The sequence below is a fragment of the Deinococcus seoulensis genome, assembly GCF_014648115.1.
Classification (GTDB): domain Bacteria; phylum Deinococcota; class Deinococci; order Deinococcales; family Deinococcaceae; genus Deinococcus; species Deinococcus seoulensis.
This window is the reverse complement of sequence record NZ_BMQM01000009.1, coordinates 72,064-98,194: the sequence shown is the minus strand read 5'-3', so window position 1 is coordinate 98,194 and position 26,131 is coordinate 72,064. Positions and strand designations below refer to the sequence as shown.

Genomic DNA, 26,131 nt, shown 5'->3' with positions numbered 1-26,131 from the left:
CCCGGGATTATACCGGATCTGCTTTTAATCGCGGCCGATTAAGTGGTTGATCCGCCGCAATGCCGGGCGTAGCCTGCACCCATGACCGACTCCACCACCTCCAGCGATTCCAGGCTCGTGTACACCGCTACCAGCGAGGTCAGCGGCGGCCGCAGCGGGCAGGCGTTCGTGGGCCGCGACCGCCTGAACGTCACCCTGCGCCCCCCGCAGTCCCGCACCGAGGGAGCCGACCCCGAGGAACTGTTCGCTGCCGGGTACGCCTCCTGCTTCCTCAGCGCCCTGCAGAGCGTCGCCCGGCGTGACAACATCACGGTCGGCACGCCCCAGGCCCGCGCGCACGTCAGCCTGCACGCCGAACAGGGCGGCAGTTACCACCTGAGCGTGCAGCTTCAGATTCACCTGCCCGGCACCGACGACGCCACCGCCGAGGCGCTCATTCACGCCGCGCACGCCACCTGCCCGTACAGCCGCGCCATCGCCGGGAACGTTCAGGTAGACCTGGAACTGCACAGCAACCCGCTGCTGTAACCCGCCGCTGTCCAGATCGAACGCCGCCCCGGTTCGTACCCGGGGCGGCGTTCGGCGTGACGTGCTCAGCGTCCGGCGCGTTCGGGCCAGCTGGGCGTGCGGCTTTCCTTCCAGAAGCGCACGAAGGCGTCCACCTGCTCCATGAACGTCTGGAAGGAACTGCTCTTGACCATGTACGAACTGGCGTGCAGGGTGTAGGCCCGCTCGATGTCACCCGGGTGGGAGGACGTGGAGAGCATCACGACCGGAATCCACACCAGCGCCGGGTCGTCCTTGATGGCCTGCAGCACCTCGAATCCAGACATGACCGGCATGTTCACGTCCAGGATCACCACGTCCGGGCGCGGGCCGGGCGCGCGCAGCAGCTCCAGGGCCTCGCTGCCGCCCGAGCAGGTCGTGACGGACAGCGCGTCGCCATGCTCGTGAAAGACTTCCTGGGCCAGCAGCAGGTCGGCCGGGTTGTCGTCGACCAGCAGCACATGGAACGGGCGCGTCAAGTGAGCCGCCGGCAGGCGAACGCGCGGCCCGGCGGCAGGCGCGCGGGCAGGCACAGGAGAAGGTCGGGATTCATGCAGACAGAATACAGAATGACCGGTCGCGTAGCGCCGTGAAACAGCGTTCCGGTCAGGGCACAGGGCCAGAACGTAGGGCCGGAACGCAGGGCCGGCGCACGGGGGGCGACCGACCGCGCAGGTGACACCGGCGCTGCTGTGGTCAGGTGCTGGCCTGCGGGTCGCCGGGCACGCCACTGCTGATCGTCGGATCGGTGTCGATGACGCTGCGGTTCCGGCCGCTGCGTTTGGCGTGGTACAGCGCAGCGTCGGCCCGGGCCACGGCGCTGCGCGGGCCGGTGCTGGCATGCGCGCCACCGACCGAGACCGTGATGGGCCAGCGGTCCGGGGGGTGCGCGGTGGCCTGCACGGTGGCCTGCGCGGCGCCCAGTGTGGTGGCCTGTGCGGCGCCGTCCGTGGTGATCGCGGTCCCGGCGGCCCGGGGAGCGGCCCCATCCTCACCGGGCGCGGCCGGGCCGTGGGTGCCGTTCGTGCTGTGGGGGCCGTTCGTGCTGTGGGGGCTGTCCGGGCTGCGGGGGCTGTCCGGGCGCAGGTCCAGGGTCAGGCCAGCGGCGCGGCGCAGGCGTTCGGCGACCGCGTGCAGGTAGGGCTGCTGGGTGTTGCGCAGGATCACCGCGAATTCCTCGCCGCCGAAGCGGTAGGCGGTGTCGCCGGGCCGCAGGGCGGCCGCCAGGGCCTGCGCCACCTGCGTCAGCACGCGGTCCCCGGTGGGGTGGCCGAAGGTGTCGTTCACGCGTTTGAAGTGGTCGATGTCGATCATCAGCACGGCGTCGCGGGCGGTCAGGTACACGAGGTCCTGGTCGAACTGGCGGCGGTTCGCCAGGCGGGTCAGGGGGTCCAGCAGCGCCTGCGCCTGAAAGCGGGTGGTGAGTTGCAGCATCTGCAGGCGCGCGGTCAGGATCGACCCGCCGATCAGGAAACCCAGCATGTTGAACGCCAGCAGCGGCAGGTACGACGTGCGCAGCAGTTCCGGGCCGCCCGGCAGGAGACCCAGGGTCAGGCCGTACGGAATCAGGACCGGCGCGGCGTAGTACCAGCGTTGCAGCAGCGGCCGGTTGGGGTTGGCGAAGTTCACGTACGGACGCAGGAGACTGGCCGCCAGGATCACGAGCAGCATGCTGCTGACCCCTACCGGGACGCCCTGCCCGCCCAGGTAGACGCGGTAGGCGACGCTGGGCACGGCGATCAGCAGGCCCATGGGCGCCCCGTACCGCAGCGCGGCGAAGGCCAGCGGCACGGCCCGCAGGTCCATGACGACGCCCGGTGCCAGCTGGGCGGGGAACATCATCAGGATCACGCCGATCGATGAGAGCAGCGCGGCGCGTAGCCACAGCATGGGGCCGGTCTGCTCGGGGGGCCACGAGCGGTACGTGGCGCTCAGCAGGTAGGCCAGCGTGACGAACACGCACAGGTTGACGATCAGGTCCTTCCACATCATCGGTTGCCCGCCTGACCCCGGGGGGCGCGCATCAGGTGCGGACCGGTGGCAGGCCAGTGAAGTCCGCTGCGGGGGCGGGATCGCCCAGGTCCGGTGCGCCTGAGTCCGGGGTGCGGGGGTCCGGGTCGAGCGGGGTCACCTGACCGGCCTGCTTGGCGCGGTACATGGCCTGATCGGCGCGGCGCAGCAGGTCGGCCGGGGTGCCTGGGGTGGACGCGCCACTCAGGCCCAGGCTCACGCCGACGCGCAGACCGGACGGCATGCGCAGGGTCTGGGGCAGGTCGGTCGCCAGTTGCTGGGCGCGGCGCGCGGCGTCCGGGCCGGTCAGCAGCAGCGCGAACTCGTCGCCGCCGTACCGGGCGAGCAGTTCACCCGGCCTCAGCAGCGCGCTGATCCGCTGCGCCACGAAGCGCAGCACGGCGTCCCCGACCGCGTGGCCCAGGGTGTCGTTGATGGCTTTGAACCGGTCGAGGTCCATGACGCCCAGCACCAGCGTGCCGCTGGCCGGGGCGGCGCAGGCCAGCGCGAGTGCCCGGTCGAAGGCGCGGCGGTTGGGCAGGCCGGTCAGGGTGTCGGTGTGCGCCATGAGGTCCAGTTCCCGCAGGGCCAGTCGCAGGCGCAGTTCCGAGAGCACCAGTTCCGAGAACTGCGTCAGGACGTCGAGGTCGGCGGCGCTGAACGCGCGCGGGCGGGTGTCCATGACGCACAGGGTGCCCACGGCGTACCCGTCGTCGGTGACGAGCGGCACCCCGGCGTAGGCACGCAGGTGCGGGTCGTGCCGGACGGAGCGCAGCGCGGCGGTACGCGGGTCCAGCAGGGTGTCGGGAATGACCAGCGGCGCGCGCTGATCGACCGTGAGGGCGCAGATGGACTCGGCGCGCGGGTCCTGGCGGGTTGTGAAGCCGGTGGATGCCTTGAACCACTGGCGGTGGTCGTCCACGAACGTGACCGAACCGTACGGCGCGCGGAAGTACCGGGCGGCGAGGTCCATGATCCGGTCGAACTGCGGTTCCGGGTCGGTGTCCAGGATGCCCAGTGCCAGCAGTGATGCCAGCCGCGACGCTTCGGGACCGGCAGGTGCGGATTGTGGGGGCCGTTGTTCGGTCACGGTGTGTGCGGTTCCACCTCCCGGCGGTCCTGTGGCCGTTCGCCGGGCGTCGGAGGTGACGGCTGGAAACGGGGCGCGGAGCGTTGTTGGCGGGTTTATCGTAGCAGGTTCCGTCTGCACGCAGTCCTGACAGGGTCCGGGCGTTGCGGGGGCGGCCGGCTGGGTAGGCAGGCGTTTTGACAGGGGGGGGCCGGGTGGGTACGCTGGGCGTGTTATTCGTTAGCCGTCTAAGTACATTGAAGCTACGCGCTCCGCGCGGTTTACCCGAAAGATGAACGCAGTGAGTATTTCCGAGTCGTTCCAGTCTTCTGCCGCTCGCCCGTGCGTTCCCGGAGGTTCCCCTTGACCCGCCCCGCCCGCCTGACCCTGACCGAACTGAACGCCCTGAGCACCGACGCCTTCGCCGCGCACTTCAGCGGGGTGCTGGAGCACTCGCCGCGCTACGCCGCGCAGGTGGCCGCCGCCCGCCCCTTCCCGGACGCCGAGGCCGCCGCGCAGGCCTTCATGACCGCCGCCCGCAGCGGCACGCCCGACGAGCAACTCGCACTGATCCGCGCGCACCCGGACCTCGCCGGGAAGGCCGCCCTTGCCGGTGACCTGACCCCGGAAAGTGCCAGCGAACAGGCCAGCGCCGGACTGGACCGCCTGAGCGCCGACGAGTACGCCGAATTTCACCGCCTGAACGCCGCGTACCACACGCAGTTCGGGCTGCCGTTCGTGGTGTGCGTGCGCGAACACGACAAGGCCAGCATCTTCCGCGCGGCCCGCGAGCGACTGTCGAACACGCCGGAGCAGGAACGAGGGGCCGCCCTGCACGAGATCGGGCGCATCGCGCGCCTGCGGGTGCTGGACCTGATCGACCCCACTCCCTCCCCCACTCACACCACAGGAGCCACCATGACCGACCCCACCCACACCGACCCCTCCAGCCGCCCCGCGCCCGTGAAGGTCCGCCTGGGCAGCAACAACTACGGCAAGGCCGACGTGCGCCTGTTCAAGGTGTTCCGTGACCAGCCGGGCCAGCCGCAGGGCCGCCACGACATCAAGGACGTGTGGGTGCGGGTCGGGATGCGTGGCGATTTCGACGCCGCGCACGAGGCCGGGGACAACACCGGACTGGTCGCCACGGACACCGTCCGCAACACCATCTACGCGCTGGCCAGGGATCACCTGACGGGCAGCGTGGAGGCGTTCGGCAAGGACCTGATCCGGCACTTCGTGAGGGGTGGCCCGCGCGTGAGCGGCGCGTACGCGACCTTCACCGAGCACCTGTGGGACCGCCTGCCCGACCCGGCCCAGGCGGGCGGACACGACCACGCCTTCGTGCGGCAGATGCCCAAACGCACCGCCCGAGTGGACGGCGACGGGCAGACCTTCACCGTCGAGAGCGGCATCGACGAACTGTTCATCCTGAAAACCACGCAGAGCGGCTGGGCGGGCTTTCACCGCGACACCTTCACCACGCTGCCCGACACCACCGACCGCATCCTGGCGACCACCGTCACCGCCCGCTGGACGTACCTGAACGCCGAATGCGATTACGACGCCGTGTGGGCCGAGGTGTACCGCACGCTGCTGGAGGTCTTCCCGGACCACTACTCGCACTCCATGCAGCACACCCTGTACCGGCTGGGCGAGGCGGTCCTGACCCGCTGCCCGGACATCGAACGGATTCACTTCTCGTTCCCGAACCGGCACCACATTCCGTACGACCTGGCGCGCTTCGGGATCGAGAACGGCGGCACGATCTTCCACGCGGACGCCGAACCGTACGGCGTGATCGAGGGCTGGGTGGAACGCGAGTGAGTGGCACCGGCAACAGCACAGGCAGCCACGCAGGGCTCAGTACCCACGTGCTGGACACCGCGCGCGGCCGCCCCGCCGCAGGCATCCCGCTGGAACTGCACGCCGTGCAGGGCGACACGCGCACGCTGGTCACGCGCGCCGTCACCAACAGCGACGGCCGCACCGACGCGCCCCTGATTGCGCGCGGCGAGCTGCGGCGCGGCACCTTCGAACTGGTGTTTCACGTCGCGGAGTACTTTGCCGCGCACCGCCCGTCCGACCCGGCTGCGCCCGACACGACACAGGCCGCCCCCACGCAGGCCGATCCCTTCCTGGATGTGATCACGCTGCGCTTCACGGTCGCCGACGCGGGCGCGCACTATCACGTGCCGCTGCTGGTCAGCCCGTGGTCGTACAGCACCTACCGGGGCAGCTGAGGGGCGCGTGCCCACCGACCCGCCGCAGACCCGACCGGCGCAGGACGCCCGGCCCAGCACGGCCGCGCTGCTGGAGCGCCTGCGCCGCGACTGGCAGGCCACCCGACCCGACCTGAACGCCCAGCCCATGCTGAGCGTGCTGCGCCTGACCCGCCTGGGCGCCGCCCTGCAGGCCGAGGTGGACGCCCCCCTGCACGCCGAGGGCCTGAACGCCGCCGGGTGGGACCTGCTGCTCACGCTGTACCGTTCCGGCCCGCCGGAGGGCCTGAGCCCCGGACAGTTGAGCGAACTGAGTGCCGTCAGTGGCCCCAGCACCACCAACCGCGTCGCGCGCCTGCAAGCCCGTGGGCTGGTCACGCGCCGCACCGACGACCGCGACCGCCGCTCGGCCCGCATCACGCTGACGCCCGCCGGACGCGCCGCCGTGGAGCGCCTGCTGCCCGGCCACCTGCACCGCGAGGTGCGCGCGCTGGCCGCCCTGACCCCCGCCGAACTGGACACCCTGGACAGGCTGGCCGCGCGGCTGCTGGGCGCGCTGGAAGGAGGCGCCAGGGAGTAGACACTGGGGAGTAGGCAGCGCGCTGGAAGTCGGCGGAAGTACACACACAGAAAGGGGGGCCGCACGTTCAGCGCGGCCCCTCCCCTCTGTGTCTGTCTGTCCCCGCTTCAGTCGGCGGCGTTCACGGCCTGGGGGGCGTTCTTCACAATGGGCAGACCGTCGGCGTCCAGGGGTTTTTTCAGGACGCCCAGCATGACGGTGCTGATCACGGTGCCCGCCAGGATGGCGACCACGTACATGGGCAGGTTGGTCACGGCGTTCGGGATGAACAGCACGAAGATCCCGCCGTGCGGGGCGCGCAGCAGGCACCCGGCGGCCATGCTGATGGCTCCGGCGGCGGCGCTGCCGACCATCAGGCTGGGAATGACGCGCAGGGGATCGCGGGCCGCGAAGGGAATGGCGCCCTCGGTGATGAACGAGATGCCCAGCACCCCGGCGGCCTTGCCGGCCTCGACCTCGTCTTTCGTGAAGCGGTTCTTGAAGACCAGCGTCGCCAGGAACAGCGCCAGCGGGGGCGTCATGCCGGCGGCCATGGTCGCGGCGATGGGGCCGTAGACCTTGGCGCCCAGCAGGCCAGTGCTGAAGGTGTACGCGGCCTTGTTGATGGGGCCGCCCATGTCGAAGGCCATCATGGCGCCCAGCAGCGCGCCCAGCAGACCCGCGCTGGTGTTGCCCAGGCCCTGCAGCCAGGTGGTCAGGCCGGTCAGGGCGGCCGCGACGGGTTTCCCGATCACGAACATCATCAGCAGGCCAACGGCCAGCGTGCCCAGCAGCGGCAGCAGCAGCGTGGGTTTCAGGCCCTCCAGGGTGCGGGGCAGTTTGATGGAGCGGGTCAGCCACAGCACGATGTACCCGGCCAGGAAGCCCGCGATGATGCCGCCCAGGAAGCCGCTGCCGGTCAGTCCGGCGAGGAAACCGCCGATCATGCCGGGCGCGAGGCCGGGCCGGTCGGCAATCGAGAACGCGATGTATCCGGCGAGGACCGGCACGAACAGCCCGAACGCGCCGTTCGCGCCGATCTTGAACAGGGTGTTGCCGAGCGTTCCGGCGTACTTGTCCTCGTAGATGAAGATGCCCTGATCCCCGAACTGGAACGAACCGATGGCGAACGCGATGGCGATCAGCAGGCCGCCCGCCACCACGAAGGGCAGCATGTGCGACACGCCGGTCATCAGGTGCTTGTAGAAGGGGGGGACGCCCGCGTTCTTGCTGGCCTTGGCAGCGGCGGCCTGCGCCACGAAGTCCGGGCTGCTGGCATCCGCGCCGCCAGTGGCCGACGCGCCGTGCACGGTCGCCTGGGCCTGCGCGGTACGGATGACTTCCGAGCCGTCCTTGATGGCGGGCTTGGTGCCGGTCACGTACACGCGCTTGCCGGTAAAGCGTGACAGGTCCACGTTCGTATCGGCGGCAATAACGACCAGGTCAGCGCGTCGGATGTCCTCGGGCGTCAGGGTGTTCCCGGCGCCGACGCTGCCCTGCGTCTCGATCTTGGCGGTGTACCCGAGTTTCTTCGCGCCGCCCTCCAGGCCTTCGGCGGCCATGAAGGTGTGCGCGATGCCGGTGGGGCAGGCGGTGATGCCGACCACGTGCAGCGGGCCGCTGGCAGCGGCGGGTGCGGCGGGTGTAGCAGCGCCGCCGGGCGCGGCGCGGCCGATCAGGGCGGCGGCGTCGCGGATGGCGTCCTGGGTGCTGGCGCGCACGACGGTCTTCCCGGCGAAGCGGGACTCGTCGATGTTCACGTCGGCGGCGAGGATCACGGCGTCGGCGGCGGCGATGTCGGCGGCGCTCAGGGCGTCCTGCGTGCCGACGCTGCCCTGCGTTTCCACGCGGACGGTGTGACCGGCGGCCTGCGCGGCGCGGCGCAGCGCCTCGGCGGCCATGAAGGTGTGGGCGATGCCAGTGGGGCAGGCCGTGACTGCAACGATGTGTGCCATGGGTGAACTCCTGGGAAGGACGGACGCTGCCGGAAGGGAGGTGGCAGGAGGCGGGCGGAGGGGAACGGCGGGCATTCGGCGCGCAGGTGCGGGTGCACCGGCGGAAGGTTCAGGCAGGCGGGAAGGTCAGGCAGGCGGGAGGTTCAGGCGGGCGTGACCTCGACCTGCGCGGCCAGCGCGGCCAGCGCGGCGGGGTCCGGCAGGTGCGGGCCGAGGCGGGTGATGCTGCCGGCGCTGAAGCTCGTGGCGCGCCGCGCGGCATCCTCGACGCTCAGGCCGTCCAGGTGGGCGCTGACCAGTCCGGCGACCATGGCGTCCCCGGCCCCGACGGTACTCAGGACCTGCACGCGCGGCGGACGGGCGAACACCGCCCCGGCGGCCGTGACGATCAGCGCGCCGCGTTCGCCCTGCGAGACGGCCACGATCTGCGCGCCACGCGCGATTAGGTCACGGGCCGCCTGCAATACCTCGGCGTCCCCGTTCAGGCGGCGGCCCAGCGCACCTTCCAGTTCGTGGATGTTGGGTTTGATCAGGTCCGGCAGGACCGGCGCGGCCAGCGCGGCGTTCAGGGCGGCGCCGCTGGTGTCCAGCGCCACGAACACCCCGGCGGCGCGCAGCCCGGCCGTCAGGGTGGCGTAGTAGTCGGCGGGCACGCCGGGCGGGAGGCTGCCGGCCAGCACGAAGGCGTCCGCGTCGGCACTCAGGGCGCTGAGAGTCGCGTGCAGTTCGGCCAGGGTTTCGGGAGTGGCGCTCAGGCCGGGCAGGTTGATGTCGGTGGTTTCCTGCGCGGCGCCGTCCACGAGTTTCACGCCCACGCGGGTCGCGCCGCTCACGCGGATGAAGGCGTCCGTGACGCCCTTCTCGCGGAACAGGGCCTCGAAGGGCGCGGCGTTGTCGCGGCCCAGCAGGCCGGTCGCGGTGACGCTGAGCGCGCCGTCCTGACCGGCGCGGTTCCAGTCCGCGAGGATGCTGGCGACGTTCACGCCCTTGCCTCCGGCGTCCTGTTGCAGGCTCTGTCCGGCGTTCACCTCGCCGCGCTGCCAGCCGTCGGCGCGGACGGTCAGGTCCAGCGCGGGATTCATGGTCAGCGCCGTGACGCGCCGCGCCCCGCCGTGGCGTGCTTGCGGCATGCTCATGGGCGGCGTGCTCATGGGCGCAGCAGGGCGCGGACGGCTTCCGCGTTCGGCTGGGTGAGGGCGCGGGCGGCCAGGTCGCGCAGTTCGGTCAGGTCGTGCTGGCGCAGCGCGGCTTTCACGGCCGGAATCTGGGGCGGGCTGACGGACAGTTCCCGCACGCCCAGCCCGGTCAGGATCAGCGCGCCGACCTCGTCCCCGGCGGCGCCGCCGCACACGCCGACCCACTTGCCGTGCGTCTCGGCGGCGTCCACGGTCAGCTTGATGAGTTGCAGCACGGCCGGGTGCATGGCGTCGGTCTGGCGGGCCAGTTGCGGGTGCAGGCGGTCCATGGCGAGGGTGTACTGCGTCAGGTCGTTCGTGCCGACGCTGAAGAAGTCCACCTCGGCGGCCAGCAGCGGGGCCAGCAGCGCGGCGGAGGGCACCTCGATCATCACGCCCAGCGGAATGCGGGCCGCGCCGAGTTCCTCACGCACGCCGTCCAGGATGGCGCGGGCGCGGCGGAAGTCCTCGAGGGTGCTGATCATGGGGAACATGACGTGCACGTTCGGGTGGTCTTTCGCCACGCGGGCGATGGCGCGCAGCTGCGGCATGAACAGGTCCGGGCGTTCGAAGCACAGGCGGATGCCGCGCAGGCCCAGGAAGGAGTTGTCCTCGCGTTCCAGGCCCAGGTACGGTACTTCCTTGTCGCCGCCGATGTCCAGCGTGCGGATGATCAGCGGGCGCTCTCCCATGGCCTGCGCCATGGCGCGGTACTCGCGTTCCTGCTCGTCCTCGCTGGGCACGCTGTCGCGTTCCAGGAACAGGAACTCGGTGCGCATCAGGCCCACGCCCTGCGCCCCGGCGTCCAGGGCGCCGCTGGCGTCGGCGGCGCGGTTGATGTTCGCGGCGATCTCGACGGGTGTGCCGTCGCGGGTCGCGCCGGGTTCGTGGCGGGCGGCGCGGGCGCGGTCACGTTCGGCGTTCAGGACGCCCTGACGGTCCCGCGCGGACTGCAGGTCGGCCTCGCTGGGGTTCAGGTACAGGCGTCCGGCGCTGCCGTCCAGGATGGCGGGCGTGCCGTCCGGGATGTCCAGCAGGCCGGTTCCGGCGGCGACCACGGCGGGCAGGCCCAGGCCGCGCGCGATGATGGCGGTGTGGCTGGTCGGGCCGCCCTGCGCGGTCACGAAGCCCAGCAGGGCGTCCGGGCCGAGGCGGGCGGTGTCGCTGGGGGTCAGGTCCGGGGCGAGCAGGATGGCGGGGCCGCCCTCGTAGGCGCGTTCCTCGCCGACGCCCAGCAGGCGCCGCAGCACGCGCCGCTGCACGTCGCTCAGGTCGGCGGCGCGTGCGGCCAGGGTGGGATCGTCGAGTTTCTGCAACTGGCTGATGCGGTCCTGCGTGACCTGCTGGTACGCCCAGGCGGCCCCGTGCCCGTCGAGGATCAGGTTCACGGCGTCCTGCACGACACCCTCGTCGGCCAGCAGTTCCTGGTGCGCGGCGAAGATCGCGGCCCGCTCCTCGCCGTACTGCGCGCGGGTGCGGGTGATCAGGCTGTCGAGTTCGGCGCGCGCGTCGCTCAGGGCGCCGTCGAGTTGCGTGGCGGCCTCGCCGGGGTTGCCGGGCTGGTCAGTGACGGTGAGTTCCCCGGCGGCGTACTGGCGGGTCTCGCCGATCACGAGTCCGTCGGCGGCGGGCACGCCCTCGATGGTCGCGCCGACCTGGGTGGGCTGCCATTCGGGCGCGCGGCCAGCGCTGGCGGGCGCTCCGGCCTGCGGGACGGGGGCGCTCAGGTCGTCGCCCAGTCCGGCGCGGATGGCGTCGGTCACGGCGCGCAGGGCGGCCTCGCTGTCGGCGCTGACGGTGAAGGTCGTGCCGCGCGTCAGGCCCAGGCTCAGGATCTCCATCAGGCGCAGCGCGTCGGCGCTCTGGTCGCTGTCGGTACGGGTCAGGCGCACGCGGGCGCCCAGTTTGCGGACCAGTCCGGCCAGTGCGGTGCCGGGGCGGGCGTGCATGCCCAGCGGGTTGGGCAGCGTGACCTGCGCGCTGAACGGCAGGGCGGCGGCCGGGGCGGCGCCGGAGGTGGCAGCGGGGCGCGTGCCGGTCAGGGCTTCTTGCAGGTCGGCCGGGCTGCGGGTGGTGGACAGGCGCTCCACGAGGTTGTCGTCGGACAGCACGCGGGTCAGGCGGCGCAGGATGTCGAGGTGTTCGTCGCTGGCGGCGGCGATACCGACCACCAGGCGCACCTGCTCGCCGCCCTCGCCCCACGAGACGCCCTGCGGGAGTTGCAGCACGGCGATGCCGGTGCGGTGGATCAGGTGGCGGGTGTCGGGCGTGCCGTGCGGGATGGCGATGCCGCTGCCGAGGTAGGTGTTGGCCTGGGTTTCTCGCGCCAGCATGCCCTGCAGGTACGCGGGGTCGGTGTTACCGGCGCCTGCGAGCAGCGCGGCGACCTGTCTGATGGCGTCGTCCTTGCTGGCGGCCTGCGCGCCGAGTCGGATGAGCTGTTCTGGAAGCTCGATCATGTGCCCTCCTTGGTGGGCCGCATTCGGCGCGGCCGTCACTCAAACCTGCTGATTCCTGACGAATCGTGATTAATTTTGAGCAATTAAGAGCATACGGTCCACGGGTCAGGAAAAGCAAGTCCCTGTCCGGTCAGGCCACCCACACCGGGAGAACCACCGACCAGAACGCAAAAACGAACCACCAGACGCCACGCCGCCCACGCACACACACGGAACAATCCTGATCATACCCACCCGCCCGGCGCGCTAGGATGTGCGCAGATGAACGCACCCCTCGCGGAGGACCGCCTCCAGCGCATCCTGGACCTGCTGGCCCGCAACGGCAGCATGCGCACCACCGCCCTGACCCAGGCACTCGGCGTCAGCGGCGCCACCACCCGCCGCGACCTCGACACCCTCGAACGGCGCGGCCAGATCCGCAAGATGCATGGCGGCGCCGCCCTGGCCAGCCAGGACCAGCAGTACCAGGACCGCGCGCAACTCCAGCAGACCGCCAAGCAACGCCTCGCCGGGGCCGCCCTGAACCTGATCCGCCCCGGACAGATCCTGTACCTCGACGCCGGCACCACCGCCCGCACCGTCGCCCAGGCCCTGCGCCGCACCCCCGAACTGACCCGCACCCTGCGCGTCGTCACGCACGGCATCGACGTGGCGTACGAACTGAACGGCGAGTGCCCGCTGTACGTGGTGGGCGGCGACCTGTACGGCAGCACCTTCAGCCTCACCGGCCCCGACGCCCTGGACACCGTCCGCCGCTACCGCTACGACCTGTTCCTGGTCGGCTGCACCAGCATCGACCCCACGCGCGGCCTGACGAACAGCAACCTGATCGAGGCGCAGCAGAAGGCCGCCATCATCGCGCAGTCCACCCGCACCGCCCTGATCGCCGACAGCAGCAAGTGGGGCCCCGCCGGATTCGCCACCTTCGCCACCCTCGACCAGATTCACGACTGGGTCACGGACCACGCGCCCGGCGCCGCCCGCACCGCCTTCGAGGCGCGCGGCGTGACGGTCCACACCACCGACTGAAGCGGACTCCGATTGAAGGGGCTGCAAAGCCCGCCGGGTCCGAGCGGATGCGAGTTGGAGAGGAAGCGGACATCCGCAGTGAAACTGGCGACCCGGTCACGCATCGGGTCGCCAGTTTCATGTGACTGCGCCCCGTCTGCCTGCATGGCGGGTGTGGCGGGTGTTCCTGCGCCGGACACACCTGCGGGGCTTCACAGCGTGAAGTTGATTGCCGTACAGTGAAATTCAAGTTCAGCTTCTGAAAAATCCACGCCTGCCCCAGTGCCCCCCAGGAGACTCCCATGACCCAGTCCACGACCCAGCCGACCACCCTGACCGACCTGCCCGCCGGAATGACCATCAGCGCCCCCGTGACCGACGCGCAACGCGAGATCCTGACCCCCGAGGCCCTGGCGTTCGTGGCGGACCTGCACCGCCGTTTCGAGGGCCGCCGCCAGGAACTGATGGCCGCCCGCGAGGCCCGCCAGGAACGCCTGGACGCCGGGGAACGCCCGGACTTCCTGCCGGAGACCGCGCACGTCCGTGAAGGGGACTGGCGGATCGCGCCGCTGCCCGCCGACCTGCACGACCGCCGCGTGGAGATCACCGGCCCGGTGGACCGCAAGATGATCATCAACGCGCTGAACAGCGGCGCGCGGGTGTTCATGGCGGACTTCGAGGACGCCAGCAGTCCCACCTGGGAGAACTGCGTGGACGGGCAGATCAACCTGCGCGACGCCGTGCGCCGCACCATCCGCCTGGAAACGAACGGCAAGACGTATGTGCTGAACGAGAAGACGGCCGTGCTGCTGGTCCGCCCGCGCGGCTGGCACCTGCCGGAAAAGCACGTTCAGGTGGACGGCCAGACCGTGTTCGGGGCCTTCTTCGACTTCGGGCTGTACGCCTACCACAACGCGGCGGAACTGCTCGCGCGCGGCTCCGGGCCGTACTTCTACCTGCCCAAGATGGAGTCGCACCTGGAGGCGCGGCTGTGGAACGACGTGTTCACGCACGCCGAGGCGACACTCGGCCTGGATCACGGCGTCATGAAGGGCACGGTGCTGATCGAGACGATCCTCGCGGCCTTCGAGATGGACGAGATCCTGTACGAACTGCGCGACCACTCGGCCGGACTGAACTGCGGGCGCTGGGATTACATCTTCAGTTACATCAAGAAACTGCGCGCCCAGCCGGGGCACACGCTGCCGGACCGCGCGAAGGTCACGATGGCCGTGCCCATGATGCAGGCGTACAGCCGCCTCGCCATCCGGACCTGCCACCGGCGCGGCGCGCCCGCCATCGGCGGCATGAGTGCCTTCATCCCGGTCAAGGGCGACGAGGCCAAGAACGCCGCCGCCTTCGAACAGGTCCGCATCGACAAGGAACGCGAGGCGACGAACGGGCACGACGGCACCTGGGTCGCGCACCCCGGCATGGTGGCCCTGGCGACCGAGGTGTTCGACCGCCTGATGCCCGAACCCAACCAGATCGGCAGCGACAAGCAGATGGACCTGACCGTCACCGCCCGCGACCTGCTGACCCCCCCGGAGGGCACGGTCACCGAAGGAGGCGTGCGCGTGAACATGAACGTGGGCATCCAGTACCTCGCCGCGTGGCTGCGCGGGTCGGGCGCCGTGCCCATCCACAACCTGATGGAGGACGCCGCCACCGCCGAGATCAGCCGCGCGCAACTGTGGCAGTGGCGCACCGAAGGCGTGAAGTTGGACGACGGCCGCACCCTGACCCCGGAACTGTTTGACGCGCTGTATGACGAGGAGAGCAGCAAGCTGGGCGCGGACTTCGCGGACGCCGCGCGCCTGTTCCGGCAGACCGCCACGCAGTCCCCTCTGATGGACTTCCTGACCCTGCCCGGCTACGAGGCCCTCGCCTGACCCGGATTCCACTCGCATCCGCCCGGACCCGGCGGTCTTTGCAGCCCCTTCAACCGGAGTCCGTATGAGCAGCGACGAACCGCGCGCGCGCGCGGGCCGGGCGCGCGGCACGGACGCACCGGGCAGCGTCCGCACGCTGGAACGCGGGCTGGGCGTGCTGTGGGCGCTGGCCGGGCTGCGCGAGGCGACGCTGTCGCAGGTGGCGCGCGCCGCCGGACTGTCCCCCAGCACCGCCTACCGGCTGCTGGAAACGCTGCGGCAGCAGGGCTTCGCGGAGTGGGACGAGGCGTCCGGGCTGTTCCGGGTGGGCCTGCGGGCGTATCAGGTGGGCGCCGCCTTCGACGCCGCGCAGGCACTGATCGGCGCGGCGGGCAGCGAGATGCGCGCCCTGGTGGCCGAACTGGGCGAGAGTGCCAACCTCGCCGTGCTGCGGCCCGCCGCAAGCGGTCTGGAGGCCGCGTACGTGCATCAGGTGGAGGGGCCGCAACTGGTGCGGATGTTCACGCAGACGGGTGCCAGTGCGCCGCTGCACGCCTCGGGCGTGGGCAAGGTGCTGCTGGCCCCGCGCGACCCGGCCGAGGTGCGCGCCGCGCTGGAGGCCGCGCCCCTGGTGGCGTTCACGCCGCACACCCTGACCACGCCGGACGCCGTGCTGGCCGCACTGCAACGCGTGCGAGAGCAGGGGTTCGCGCTGGACGATCAGGAACGAGAACTCGGTGTGCGCTGCGTGGCCGTCCCGGTGCGCGGCGTGGGCGGCGAGGTCACGGCGGCCCTGAGCGTCTCGGCGCCCACCTCGCGCCTGACGCCGGGGGACGTGCCGCGCTTCCTGGCGGCGGCGCAGGCGGCGGCCGCGCGGATCGGGGCGCGGCTGGGCTGGACAGGGTGAGTGGGCTGGCAGAGTTGACCGGGCTGGATGGGTTGACCGGGCTGGACGGGTGGCGCCCGGACCACGGCGCGCGGCCTATGCTGCGGCGCATGGCGATCCCCCCCACCGGCGGGCGCACGTGAGCGCCGCGCCCCTCCTCTCCCCCGCCGCCCGCGAACTGGCCGCGCAGCTGCACGCGGCCCTGGCCGACCGCTGCGCCCAGCTGGACGGCACCGATCTGGACCACACCACACCGGCTGCCCCCGAGCCCCTCCCGGATTACCGCGCCGCGCCGGTCCCCGCCGACCTGCGGCCGGGCCGCGCGGAACTGATCGTGGAGGCCAGCGACCTGCACGCCCTGCGCGCCGCCCTGGTCAGTGGAGCAGACGCGGTCGTGATCGACTTCGACGATACCTTCTCGCCCACCCGCGCGAACGTGGCGGCGGCCTACGCGGCGCTGCCGGAGTGGCTGGCGGCCGCGGTGCCGCTGCTGGCGAGGCCACGGGCGCTGTACGCGCTGGAGGCGCACGAACCTTTCGGCGGGCAGCCGGGCCGCGCGGCGCTGTGCGACCTCGCCGCGCTTCTCACCGCAGGAGCAGGGCTAACGGCCGGGGCGGGCCGCACGCCACACCTGTACCTGCCGAAACTGGAATCGGTCGCGCAGGCGCAGGTCTGGGCGGACGCGCTGGCGCTGGCCGAGGCGCATCTGGGCCTGGGGCGCGGCACGCTGCGCGTCTGCCTGCAAGTCGAGACGTTCCCTGGCCTGCTGGCCGCCGACGCGCTGCTGTTCACGCTGCGCGACTGGGCGTTCGGGCTGAACGCCGGGCGCTGGGATTACGTGTTCAGCCTCGTGAAGACGGTGGGCGCGGACCTGGGCCGCCCGGTCCCGCCGCGCGCAGGGCTGGGCATGGACCTGGACGCCATGCAGGCCTACGCGCAGGCGCTGGTGGACGTGTGCCGGGCACGCGGGGCGCAGGCGGTGGGCGGCACGGCGGCCGTCGCGCCGGACCCCCGCGACCCGCAGCCCGCGCTGGACGCCGTGCGCGCCGACAAGGCCCGCGAGGCCGCGCAGGGCTTCCAGGGGGCCTGGGCGGGCCTGCCCGAGTTGCTGGACGCCGTGCGCGAGGGCCTGCGAGCCCCGCCTGCCGCTTCAGATGTGGTTCCGGTCACGCGCGGGCGACTGCTGGACCTGCCCCACCCCGGCCCGCTTGAGGGGGCCGAGGTGCTGGACACGGCGGGCCTCGCGCTGGACGTGTTCCGCGCGTGGCTGGCCGGACAGGGCGTCGTGACGCGCGGCGGGCGCATCGAGGACACCGCCACGGCGGAACTGGCGCGCGCGCTGCTGTGGCAGTGGGTGACGGTCCGCGCGCCCCTCGGCGGGGGCGATGCCCTCACGCCCGACACCTACCGCGCGCTGCGCCGCCGCCTCTGCCCGGACGACGCGCCCGAGGCGCAGTTGCTCGACCACCTCGTCCTGAACCCCGCGCCGCCCGCGTACTTCCCGGCCGAGGCGGCGCGGTTGAACCTCACCGACCCACCTGAAAGGATGCCGCATGACTGAAATCGACCCTATCGCTGGGCTGGCCGCTCGCGCCCGCGCCGCCTGCCTGGATCTCGCGCGCCTGACCGAGGTGCCGGGCGAGATCACCCGCACGTTTCTGAGCCCGCCCACGCGCGACGTGACCGCGTACCTGAGCGCCTGGGCTGCCGAACTGGGCCTGAGCGTGCGCGTGGACGCCGCCGGGAACCTCCGCGCGCGCCGCGAGGGACCGTCACCGGACGCGCCGACGCTTTACCTGGGCTCACACGTGGACACCGTGCCTGACGCCGGGGCGTTCGACGGCGTGCTGGGCGTCACGCTGGCCTTCGCGGTCGCAGGGGCGCTGCGGGACACGCCGCTGCCGTTCGCGCTGGAACTGCTGGCGTTCAGCGAGGAGGAAGGCGTGCGTTTCGGCGTGCCGTTCATCGGGAGCCGCGCCCTGACCGGCACGCTGGACCCGCTGCTGACCCTGGAGGACGCGCGCGGCGTGAGCGTGCGCGGCGCGCTGGAAGGGTACGGCCTGGACCCGGCCGAGCTGCCCGGCGCGCGGGTGAGCGGCCCCAGCGTGGGTTTCCTGGAATTCCACATCGAGCAGGGGCCGGTGCTTCAGGCGGCGGGCGCCAGCGTGGGCGTCGTGAGCGCTGTTGCCGGGCAGGACCGGCTGCTGCTGGACTTCGTGGGGCAGGCCTCGCACGCCGGGACCACGCCCATGGCTCACCGCCGGGACGCGCTGGCCGCCGCGGCGCGCTTCGCGGTGGCCGCCGAGGACCTCGCGCGCTCAGTGCCCGGTCTGGTCGCCACGGTCGGCGTGATGACCGCCCGGCCCGGCGCGATCAACGTGATTCCCGGCGAGGCGCACTGCACGCTGGATATCCGCCACGAGCACGACCCGGTGCGTGCCGGGGCGCTGAACACGCTGCTGGAAGCGGCGCAGGGATTCGCGCAGGAGCGCGGCGTGACCCTGACCGTCACGCACAAGATGGCGCAGCCCGCCGTCCCGATGGCCCCTGCCTTCCGCGACGGCCTGCGCCGCGCCGCCGCGCAGGTGGGCCAGCGCGCCCCGGACCTCGTGAGCGGGGCCGGGCACGACGCCATGATCCTGGCGGACGTGATGCCCGCCGCGATGCTGTTCCTGCGCTCCCCGAACGCCCTGAGTCACCACCCGGACGAGATGGCCGAACCCGCTGACGTGGAGGCGGCCCTGCGGGTCGGCGTGGCGTTCGTGCAGGACCTCGCCGCGCAGGGAGGGCGCTGATGGCGCTGGACCTGCTGATCCGGGGCGGCACGCTGGTCACGCCGCACGGTCCCCTCCGGGCCGACCTGGGCGTGCAGGACGGGCAGATCGTGAGCCTCGCGCTGGACGTGTTCGCGCCCGCCCGCACCGAGATCGACGCGACGGGCCTGCACGTCTTCCCCGGCGTGGTGGACGCGCACGTGCACCTGAACGAACCGGGCCGCACCCACTGGGAGGGGTTCGACACCGGCACGCAGGCGCTGGCGGCGGGCGGCGCGACCACCCTGCTGGACATGCCGCTGAATTCCAGCCCACCGCTGCTGAACCGCGCGGCCTTCGACGCGAAACGCGCGGCGGGCGAGGCGCACTCGCGGCTGGACTTCGGGCTGTGGGGCGGCCTGACCCCACTGAACCTGGGCGAACTGGACGACCTCGCCGCCTGCGGCGTGATCGGGTTCAAGGCGTTCATGAGTCACAGCGGCCTGGATGAATTCCCGGCCGCCGACGACGCCACGCTGTTCGACGGGATGCGCGCCGCGCGCCGCCTGGGACTGGTCGTGGGCACTCACGCCGAGAGCGACGGGTTCACGCGCACGCTCTCGCAGGTGGCCCGCACGCACGGGCGGCTGGGCGTGCGCGACTACCTGGAGTCCCGCCCGCCCGTCACGGAGGCCGAGGCGGTGGGCCGCGCGATCCTGTTCGCCGAGGAGACCGGCGCGGCCCTGCACCTCGTGCACCTCAGCACCGCGCGCGGCGTGACCCTGGCCGCCGAGGCCCGCGCGCGCGGCTTGGACGTCACCGCCGAGACCTGCCCCCACTACCTGCACTGGACCGGCGAGGACGTCGAACGCCTGGGCGCGCTGCTCAAGTGCGCGCCGCCCATCCGGGACGCCAGCACCCGCGAGGCCCTCTGGGCGGCGCTGAAGGCCGGGCAGATCGACACGGTCGGCAGTGACCACTCGCCCGCCCCACACGACCTGAAAACCGGGGACGACTTCTTCGCCATCTGGGGCGGCATCAGCGGCGCGCAGTCCACCCTGAACGTCCTGCTGGACGGCGGCTACCGGGCGCGGGACCTGCCGCTGGAACTGATCGCGGCCGTCAGCGCCCTGAATCCCGCGCGGCGCTTCCGTCTGGGCGGCAAGGGCGTACTGGAGGTCGGCATGGACGCCGACTTCGCCCTGGTCGACCTGAACGAGACCTTCCAGCTCACCGAACTGTTCGACCGCCACCAGGGCAACCCCTACCGTGGCGAGACCTTCCAGGGCCGCGTGCAGGCCACGTACCTGCGCGGCCAGCCGGTCTTCACGCAGACACCCACCGGCGCGCAGTTCAGCGACACCGTGCGCGGGCAGCTGCTGACGCCCGGCATTCATCCCACAGGAGAGGCATGAAACACCTTGGTTCCACCCGTTCCGCGTTGCGTGAGGCGCACGCGGTGATCACGCCCGAAACCTTCGTCCGCACGGGTCTGGCCGAGTGGCCGGGCAGCGCGGTCGTGCTGCACATCGCGCCCGTGATGGGCCTGGGGGCGCGGTTCGTGCAGTTCACGGCCGAGATGCCCCCCCACGCGCAGGCGCGCGAGTCCGCACACGGGTATCAGCGCTTCGTGTTCGTGCTGAGCGGCGAGGTGGACGTGCAGGTAGAGGGCGGCGAGGCGCGCACGCTGCGCGAATCCGATCACGTGTTCTTCCCGGCGGGCGTGATGCACACGCTGACGGCACGCGAGGCCACGCGGCTGGCGGTGTTCGAGAAGCCGTACGAGGCCGCGCCGGGTGTGGACGCCCCCCCGGTCTGCTGGGGGAACGAGCGGGAGAATCCGGGTACGCCGTTCGAGGGCGACGAGGGGCTGATCGCCCGCAAGTTGCTGCCGGACGACCCGCGCTTCGACTTCATGATGAGCACCATGAGTTTCGCGCCGGGCGCGACCCTGCCGTACCCCGAGATTCATTACATGGAGCACGGGTTGCTGATGCTGGAAGGCGAGGGCCTGTACAAGCTCCAGGAGGTGTACTACCCAGTCGTGGCGGGCGACGTGATCTGGATGGGCGCGCACTGCCCGCAGTGGTACGGCGCGCTGGGGAAAGTGTGGAGTAAGTACCTGCTGTTCAAGGACATGAACCGCCACCCGCTGACCGTCCTTCCCGGAGGAACCCGATGAGCCGACGCACCCTGCCCCTGACCGACCATTACGACGTGAGACGCGGCGAGGACGGCCACCGCCGCCTGCACCCGCTGGTGCGCGGCTTTCCGCTGCTGCGTTACCCGCTGCTGAACAAGGGCACGGCGTTCACCGAGGAGGAGCGCGTGGCGCTGGGCCTCGACGGGCTGCTCGCGCCGCAGGTGGATTCGCTGGAGGCACTGGTGGACCGCCAGTACGCCGAGTACCGCCTGATCGCGGACCCGCTGGACCGGCACGTGTTCCTGCGTAACCTGCAGGACCGCAACGAGGTGCTGTTCTACGCGCTGCTGTCCGCGCATGTCGAGGAGATGCTGCCCGTCGTGTACACGCCGACCGTGGGGCTGGCCGTGCAGCGGTTCAGTCAGATCTACCGTTACCCGCGCGGCCTGACACTCAGCACCCGCAACATCGACCGGGCCGCGCAGGCGCTGGCGAACGTGCCGCTGAACGACGTGCGGATCATCGTGGCGACCGACTCCAGCGCGATTCTGGGCATCGGAGATCAGGGGTTCGGGGGCATGGCGATCAGCATCGGGAAGCTGTCGCTGTACACCGTGGCGGGCGGCGTCGGGCCGGACAAGACCCTGCCAGTGGAACTGGACGTGGGGACGGGACGCGCCGACCTGCGTGAGGACCCCGCGTACCTGGGCGTGAAACACGACCGCCTGACCGGGGGCGAGTACCTGAGCTTCATCGACCGCTTCGTGGAGGCCACCCTGGAACGCTACCCGAAGGCGATCATCCAGTGGGAGGACTTCTCGAAGGACGCCGCCTTCACCATCCTGCACCGTTACCGGCGGGTCGTGCCGAGCTTCAACGACGATATTCAGGGCACGGGCGCGGTCGTGCTGGCGGGCGTCCTGAACGCCTGCCGACTCAAGGGCGAGGCGCTGAAGGATCAGGTCGTGGTCGTGCACGGGGCCGGTGCGGGCGGCGCGGGCGTGGCTGCCGCCATCCGCGAGGGCATGCGCCGCGAGGGCCTGAGCGATGAACAGATCGCCGCGCGGGTGTTCGTGCTCGATTCACGCGGCCTGCTGACCGACGACCGGCCCATGGAGGACTACAAGAAGAGTCTCGCCACGCCCCGCGCCCTCACAGGCGGCTGGGCCGGACTGGACCTGGAAAGCGTGATCCGCGAGGGGAAGGCCACCGTGCTGCTGGGCCTGAGCGGACAGGCGGGCATCTTCAGCGAGGCCGTCGTGCGGGCCGCGCACGCCAACACGCCCCGCCCGCTGGTGTTCCCGCTGAGCAACCCCACCGCGAACACGGAGGCGCTGCCCCAGGACATCCTGGCCTGGACGGACGGGCAGGCCATCGTCGCCACCGGCAGTCCCTTCGACCCCGTGCAGCACGCGGGCGTCACGCACGAGATCGGGCAGGGCAACAACGCCTTCATCTTCCCTGGCCTGGGCTTCGGCGCGGTCCTGGCCCGCGTGCGCGAGATCACCGACGAGATGGTCACCGCCGCCGCCTACGCCCTGGCCGACTACACGGCCGCGCACTGGCCCGAACGCACCTACCCGCCCGTGTCCGAACTCGGCGCGGCCAGCGTGCAGGTCGCCGTGGCCGTCATCCGGCAGGCCCTCGCAGACGGCGTCGCCACCGAATTCAGCATCCGCGACCTCGGCGACGCCGACCTGCTCGCCCTCGTGGAGCGTAAGTTCTGGCAACCGAAGTACCTGCCGTTCCGCACGGACGGTTGATGGTTGATGGCTGATGGCTGATGGCTGATGGCTGATGGCTGATGGCTGATGGCTGATGGCTGATGGCTGATGGGCGTCCCCACCTGCGCGGGGACGCCCATCGTCGTGGGTGGGGCGGGTCTAGCTTCCGCTGGCCTGCACGTCACTGATCTGCACGGCGTGCGGGTAGTGGATCAGCGTGACGCCGTGGGGCGGCAGTTCGATCCGGGTGCCGGCGTCGCCGCCGTCCGGGAAGAGGGTGCCTCCGGCTGGGACGGTCAGGGTCAGGGTGTCGTGCGGGTGGGCGTTCAGGACGTGCAGCAGTTGCGTGCCGTCCGGGAGGGCCGAGACGCTCAGGTCGGCGTGGGCGGGCAGCAGGGTGTGGGGCACGCCCGCGCCTTCCAGCACGCCGCGCAGCACGTCCCGCAGGGCGACCGGGGGCAGTTCGGTGCCCACGTACCACGCCTGTCCCTGCCCGGTGGCGTGGCGGGTCACGGCGGCCTGACCGGCGTAATAGCGTCCGTCGTAGGTGGCGACGGCCTCGGCGCCGTCCAGGTGCAGCACGTCGCACCAGTCGGTGACGGTGACCTGGGCGCCGTTCAGGGTGACGGTGTTCGTCTGGCCGGGCAGCAGCACGTCCCACTCCTCGACCCACAGGCCCAGCACGTCCCGCAGCGGCCCGCCATAGCCGCCCAGGTGAATGTGTTCCTGGCCGTCCACGACGCCCGTGAAGTACCCGGCGATCAGGTGCCCGCCGCGCTCCGTGAAGGCGCGCAACTTCGCGCCGGTCGTGTCGTCCATCAGGTACAGGTTCGGGAGGACGACCACGTCGTACGCGCCGAGGTCGCCGCCGGGCGCGACGAAGTCCACGTTCTGCCCGAGCGAGCGCAGCGCGGCGTACCAGCGGCCCAGCAGCGGCAGCAGCGGAATCACACCGGGTTTGCTGTCGATGTTCAGCGCCCACCAGTTGTGCCAGTCGAACATCACGGCGACCCGCGCGGGCACGCGGGCGTCCAGCAGGGGCGTCAGGGTCTTGAGTTCCGCGCCGAACGCCGTGACTTCACGCCACACCCGCGAGCGCTCCGGGCCGACGTGCTGCACGAGGCCGCTGTGGAATTTCTCCGCGCCGGCTTTCGAGGCCCGCCACTGGAAGAACATGATCCCGCTGGCTCCCTTCGCCAGCGCGAGGTGGTTGAGCATCCGCATCTGCCCCGGCGCCTTGGGCGCGTTGCGCGTCCGCCAGTTCACGGCGCTCGTCGCCTGCTCCATCAGGATCCAGCGGTTCCCGCCGCCCAGTGACCGGGTCAGGTCGAACACCATTCCGGCCTCCAGGTGAGAGTCCGGCTGGCCGGGGTCCGGGTAGGCGTCCAGGGACACCACGTCCTCCTCCTGCGCCCAGCGGAAGTAATCCAGGCCCGGCAGGAACCCCAGGAAGTTCGTGGTGGCGGGCACGTCCGGCGTGATTTCGGTCAGGATGCCGCGTTCCAGGGTGTGCAGTTCCAGGATGTTGTCGCTGCTAAAGCGCCGCCAGTCGAGCTGCTGGGTGGGATTGGCGTAGGTGGGCGCGCGGCGCGGCGGTTGGATCTCGGCCCAGTCGGTGTACCGCTGACTCCAGAAGGCGGTGCCCCAGGCGTCGTTCAGCGCGTCGATGGTGGCGTAGCGGGCTTCCAGCCACGCGCGGAAGCGGCGGGCGCAGTGCTCGCAGTAACACTGGTCGATGTGGCAGCCGTACTCGTTGTTGATGTGCCACAGTTTCAGCGCCGGGTGGTCCGCGTACCGGGTGGCGACGGCGCGGGTCAGGCGGGCCACGCCTTCACGCAGCGCCGGGTGGCTCGGGCAGTACAGCTGCCGCCCGCCGACCTCCAGCCGCACGCCGTCCACCGTCACCGGACGGGAATCCGGGTACTTCAGTGAGAACCACGGGGGCGGCGAGGCTGTCGCCGTCGCCAGATTCACGTCCACGCCGCCCGCGTGCAGCAGGTCCATCACCTCGTCCAGCCACTCGAAGTGGAATTCCCCCTCGGCGCGCTCCAGCAGCGCCCACGAGAAGATGCCCAGCGACACCAGATTCACGCCCGCCTCGTTCATCAGGCGGACGTCCTCGGCCCACACCTCACGCGGCCACTGCTCCGGGTTGTAATCCGCTCCGTAAATCACGCCATCGAACCGACGAATATCGAACATACGCACGCCCCTCAGAGCCGGGTCGCCCCCACCCACGGCGGGAACGCCCGGCAACACACTGCAAACTGCCCCGGACTGTAGCAGGCGAGTCCCGCTGCGAACAGCGGGGGGGTCTGGGCAGCTGGACAGCGCACCCAACGGGCGGCGGCCCCGCACCGTGAAGGAGGGGGCCGCCGCCGGGCCGGAGGGGGTCAGCCTCGCAGCACCTGTTCGATGCGTTCCAGCGCCCAGTCGAGGTCCTCGCGGGTGGTGACCAGCGGCGGCGCGAGGCGCATGGTGGTCTCGTGAGTTTCCTTGCACAGCACGCCCAGGTCGCGCAGCGCCTCGCAGTACGGGCGGGCCGGGACGTGCAGTTCCACGCCGATCAGCAGGCCGCGCCCACGCACTTCCCTGACCAGGGGGCTGTTCATGGCGCGCAGGCGCCCGCGCAGGTACTCGCCGAGTTCGGCGGCGCGGGCGGGCAGATTCTCGTCTTCCAGCACTTCCAGGCTGGCCTGCGCCACGGCGGCCGCCAGGGGGTTGCCGCCAAAGGTGCTGCCGTGATCGCCGGGCTGGAACAGGTCCATCACGGCGCGGCTGGCCAGCACGGCGCTGACCGGGTACACGCCGCCGCCCAGCGCCTTGCCGAGAATGACCACGTCGGGGCGCGCGGGCTCGTGATCCCCGGCCAGCCACTGACCGGTGCGGCCCAGGCCGGTCTGGATCTCGTCGGCGATCATCAGGACGCCGTGACGGTCGCACACGCCGCGCAGCGCGGTCAGGAAACCCTCGGGGGGCACGATCACGCCCGCCTCGCCCTGAATGGGTTCGTACAGCACGGCCGCCGTGTTCGGCGTGATGGCCGCCTCGATGGCCGCCGCGTCACCGTACGGGACGCGCACGAAGCCGGGCGTCAGCGGCCCGAAGGCGTCCCTGTACTGCCCCTCGCTGCTGAAGCTGACCAGGGTGGTGGTGCGCCCGTGGAAGTTGCCGTCCATGACGATGATCTCGGCCTGGTGGTGCGCCACGCCCTTGACCTCGTACGCCCACTTGCGCGCCAGTTTGATGGCGGTCTCCACGGCCTCGGCGCCGGTGTTCATGGGAATCACGGCCTCGAAGTTCAGGAGGCGCGTGACGGTCTCGTAGAACGCGGCGAGGCGGTCGTTGCGGAACGCGCGGGAGGTCAGCGTGACCTGCTGCGCCTGCTCGGTCAGCGCGCCGATGATGCGCGGGTGGCAGTGCCCCTGGTTCACGGCGCTGTACGCCGAGAGGCAGTCCAGGTAGCGGCGGCCGTCGGTGTCCCACACCCAGGACCCCTGGGCGCGGTGAATGACGACGTTCAGCGGCTTGTAGTTGTGCGCGCCGAGGGCGTCCTCGCGGCGCAGCAGGTCGGCGGCGGTGCCGGGGGCGGGGGTCCGGCGGGTCTGTTCGAGGGTACTGGTCATGGTGCTCCTTCGCGGCGCGCGGGCCACGGTCCGGGTCAGTGAACGGCCCACGGGGAGGGCCGGTGCGGTTCTTCACCCTGATGGTAAGGGCTGAACTGGCTGGCGAAAAGAGCCAGAACCCACCA

20 protein-coding genes are annotated in these 26,131 nt (G+C 71.5%); 12 read left to right on the top strand and 8 right to left on the bottom strand.

What is annotated here, in order from left to right; genetic code table 11:
- The first annotated feature begins 81 nt into the window (after window positions 1-81).
- Window positions 82-528: an Ohr family peroxiredoxin gene (locus IEY70_RS08735; protein ID WP_189064612.1), complete on the top strand. Its 447-nt coding sequence runs from the start codon at window positions 82-84 to the stop codon at window positions 526-528.
- 65 nt (window positions 529-593) lie between these two features.
- Here the strand turns inward: IEY70_RS08735 and IEY70_RS08730 are convergent, their stop codons facing one another.
- The 3 genes from IEY70_RS08730 to IEY70_RS20980 all read right to left on the bottom strand — a co-directional run bounded on the left by IEY70_RS08730 (window position 594) and on the right by IEY70_RS20980 (window position 3,646).
- A complete protein-coding gene (locus IEY70_RS08730) occupies window positions 594-1,025 on the bottom strand; it encodes a response regulator (RefSeq protein ID WP_189064662.1) in 432 nt (143 codons plus the stop codon).
- Between the two features lie 217 nt (window positions 1,026-1,242).
- Window positions 1,243-2,538, bottom strand: a complete 1,296-nt coding sequence (locus tag IEY70_RS21375; protein ID WP_189064611.1) for a GGDEF domain-containing protein — start codon at window positions 2,536-2,538, stop codon at window positions 1,243-1,245.
- A gap of 31 nt (window positions 2,539-2,569) precedes the next feature.
- Window positions 2,570-3,646, bottom strand: a complete 1,077-nt coding sequence (locus tag IEY70_RS20980; RefSeq protein ID WP_229777789.1) for a GGDEF domain-containing protein — start codon at window positions 3,644-3,646, stop codon at window positions 2,570-2,572.
- A gap of 342 nt (window positions 3,647-3,988) precedes the next feature.
- Here IEY70_RS20980 and pucL point away from each other — a divergent pair, with 342 nt between their 5' ends.
- Genes pucL through IEY70_RS08705 form a run of 3 tightly spaced genes read left to right on the top strand, consistent with a single transcriptional unit; the run spans window position 3,989 to window position 6,427 of the window.
- Entirely contained in the window at window positions 3,989-5,452 is a 1,464-nt protein-coding gene (gene pucL / locus IEY70_RS08715; protein WP_189064610.1) for a factor-independent urate hydroxylase, read from the top strand.
- Window positions 5,449-5,868, top strand: coding sequence for a hydroxyisourate hydrolase (uraH, locus tag IEY70_RS08710; RefSeq protein ID WP_189064609.1), 420 nt, complete (start codon window positions 5,449-5,451; stop codon window positions 5,866-5,868). Before pucL ends, uraH begins: the two co-directional genes overlap by 4 nt.
- Before the next feature lie 7 nt (window positions 5,869-5,875).
- Window positions 5,876-6,427 carry a MarR family winged helix-turn-helix transcriptional regulator gene (locus IEY70_RS08705; RefSeq protein ID WP_229777788.1) on the top strand — a complete coding sequence of 184 codons (552 nt, stop codon included), beginning with the start codon at window positions 5,876-5,878 and terminating at the stop codon, window positions 6,425-6,427.
- 107 nt (window positions 6,428-6,534) lie between these two features.
- Here the strand turns inward: IEY70_RS08705 and IEY70_RS08700 are convergent, their stop codons facing one another.
- The 3 genes from IEY70_RS08700 to ptsP form a co-directional block, all read right to left on the bottom strand.
- Window positions 6,535-8,361: a PTS fructose-like transporter subunit IIB gene (locus IEY70_RS08700; RefSeq protein WP_189064608.1), complete on the bottom strand. Its 1,827-nt coding sequence runs from the start codon at window positions 8,359-8,361 to the stop codon at window positions 6,535-6,537.
- Window positions 8,362-8,504: 143 nt separating this feature from the next.
- Window positions 8,505-9,512 (bottom strand): 1-phosphofructokinase, encoded by a 1,008-nt coding sequence (pfkB, locus tag IEY70_RS08695; protein ID WP_229777787.1) that lies wholly within the window; start codon window positions 9,510-9,512, stop codon window positions 8,505-8,507.
- Window positions 9,509-11,995, bottom strand: a complete 2,487-nt coding sequence (gene ptsP, locus IEY70_RS08690; protein ID WP_189064607.1) for a phosphoenolpyruvate--protein phosphotransferase — start codon at window positions 11,993-11,995, stop codon at window positions 9,509-9,511. The genes pfkB and ptsP overlap by 4 nt, the downstream gene beginning before the upstream one ends.
- Window positions 11,996-12,256: 261 nt before the next feature.
- Between ptsP and IEY70_RS08685 the strand changes: the two genes are divergently transcribed.
- The 8 genes from IEY70_RS08685 to IEY70_RS08650 all read left to right on the top strand — a co-directional run bounded on the left by IEY70_RS08685 (window position 12,257) and on the right by IEY70_RS08650 (window position 22,419).
- Window positions 12,257-13,024, top strand: coding sequence for a DeoR/GlpR family DNA-binding transcription regulator (locus IEY70_RS08685; protein WP_189064606.1), 768 nt, complete (start codon window positions 12,257-12,259; stop codon window positions 13,022-13,024).
- A gap of 281 nt (window positions 13,025-13,305) precedes the next feature.
- Window positions 13,306-14,895, top strand: a complete 1,590-nt coding sequence (gene aceB / locus IEY70_RS08680; RefSeq protein WP_189064605.1) for a malate synthase A — start codon at window positions 13,306-13,308, stop codon at window positions 14,893-14,895.
- Window positions 14,896-14,959: 64 nt separating this feature from the next.
- Complete coding sequence (locus tag IEY70_RS08675; protein WP_189064604.1) at window positions 14,960-15,781, top strand: IclR family transcriptional regulator; 822 nt, start codon at window positions 14,960-14,962, stop codon at window positions 15,779-15,781.
- A gap of 118 nt (window positions 15,782-15,899) precedes the next feature.
- Window positions 15,900-17,321 carry an aldolase/citrate lyase/malate synthase family protein gene (locus IEY70_RS08670; RefSeq protein WP_189064603.1) on the top strand — a complete coding sequence of 474 codons (1,422 nt, stop codon included), beginning with the start codon at window positions 15,900-15,902 and terminating at the stop codon, window positions 17,319-17,321.
- Window positions 17,314-18,555: an allantoate amidohydrolase gene (locus IEY70_RS08665; RefSeq protein WP_189064602.1), complete on the top strand. Its 1,242-nt coding sequence runs from the start codon at window positions 17,314-17,316 to the stop codon at window positions 18,553-18,555. Before IEY70_RS08670 ends, IEY70_RS08665 begins: the two co-directional genes overlap by 8 nt.
- The gene (locus tag IEY70_RS08660) at window positions 18,555-19,928 is read left to right on the top strand and encodes an allantoinase (protein WP_189064601.1); all 1,374 of its coding nucleotides are present in this window, start codon (window positions 18,555-18,557) and stop codon (window positions 19,926-19,928) included. Before IEY70_RS08665 ends, IEY70_RS08660 begins: the two co-directional genes overlap by 1 nt.
- Window positions 19,925-20,695, top strand: a complete 771-nt coding sequence (gene allE / locus IEY70_RS08655; protein ID WP_189064600.1) for a (S)-ureidoglycine aminohydrolase — start codon at window positions 19,925-19,927, stop codon at window positions 20,693-20,695. The genes IEY70_RS08660 and allE overlap by 4 nt, the downstream gene beginning before the upstream one ends.
- Window positions 20,692-22,419, top strand: coding sequence for an NAD-dependent malic enzyme (locus IEY70_RS08650; RefSeq protein WP_229777785.1), 1,728 nt, complete (start codon window positions 20,692-20,694; stop codon window positions 22,417-22,419). Before allE ends, IEY70_RS08650 begins: the two co-directional genes overlap by 4 nt.
- A 120-nt stretch (window positions 22,420-22,539) precedes the next feature.
- Here the strand turns inward: IEY70_RS08650 and IEY70_RS08645 are convergent, their stop codons facing one another.
- Both IEY70_RS08645 and rocD read right to left on the bottom strand, forming a co-directional pair.
- The gene (locus IEY70_RS08645; RefSeq protein ID WP_189064599.1) at window positions 22,540-24,582 is read right to left on the bottom strand and encodes a beta-galactosidase; all 2,043 of its coding nucleotides are present in this window, start codon (window positions 24,580-24,582) and stop codon (window positions 22,540-22,542) included.
- A 191-nt stretch (window positions 24,583-24,773) separates the two neighbouring features.
- Window positions 24,774-26,006 carry an ornithine--oxo-acid transaminase gene (gene rocD / locus IEY70_RS08640; RefSeq protein WP_189064598.1) on the bottom strand — a complete coding sequence of 411 codons (1,233 nt, stop codon included), beginning with the start codon at window positions 26,004-26,006 and terminating at the stop codon, window positions 24,774-24,776.
- Window positions 26,007-26,131 lie beyond the last annotated feature (125 nt).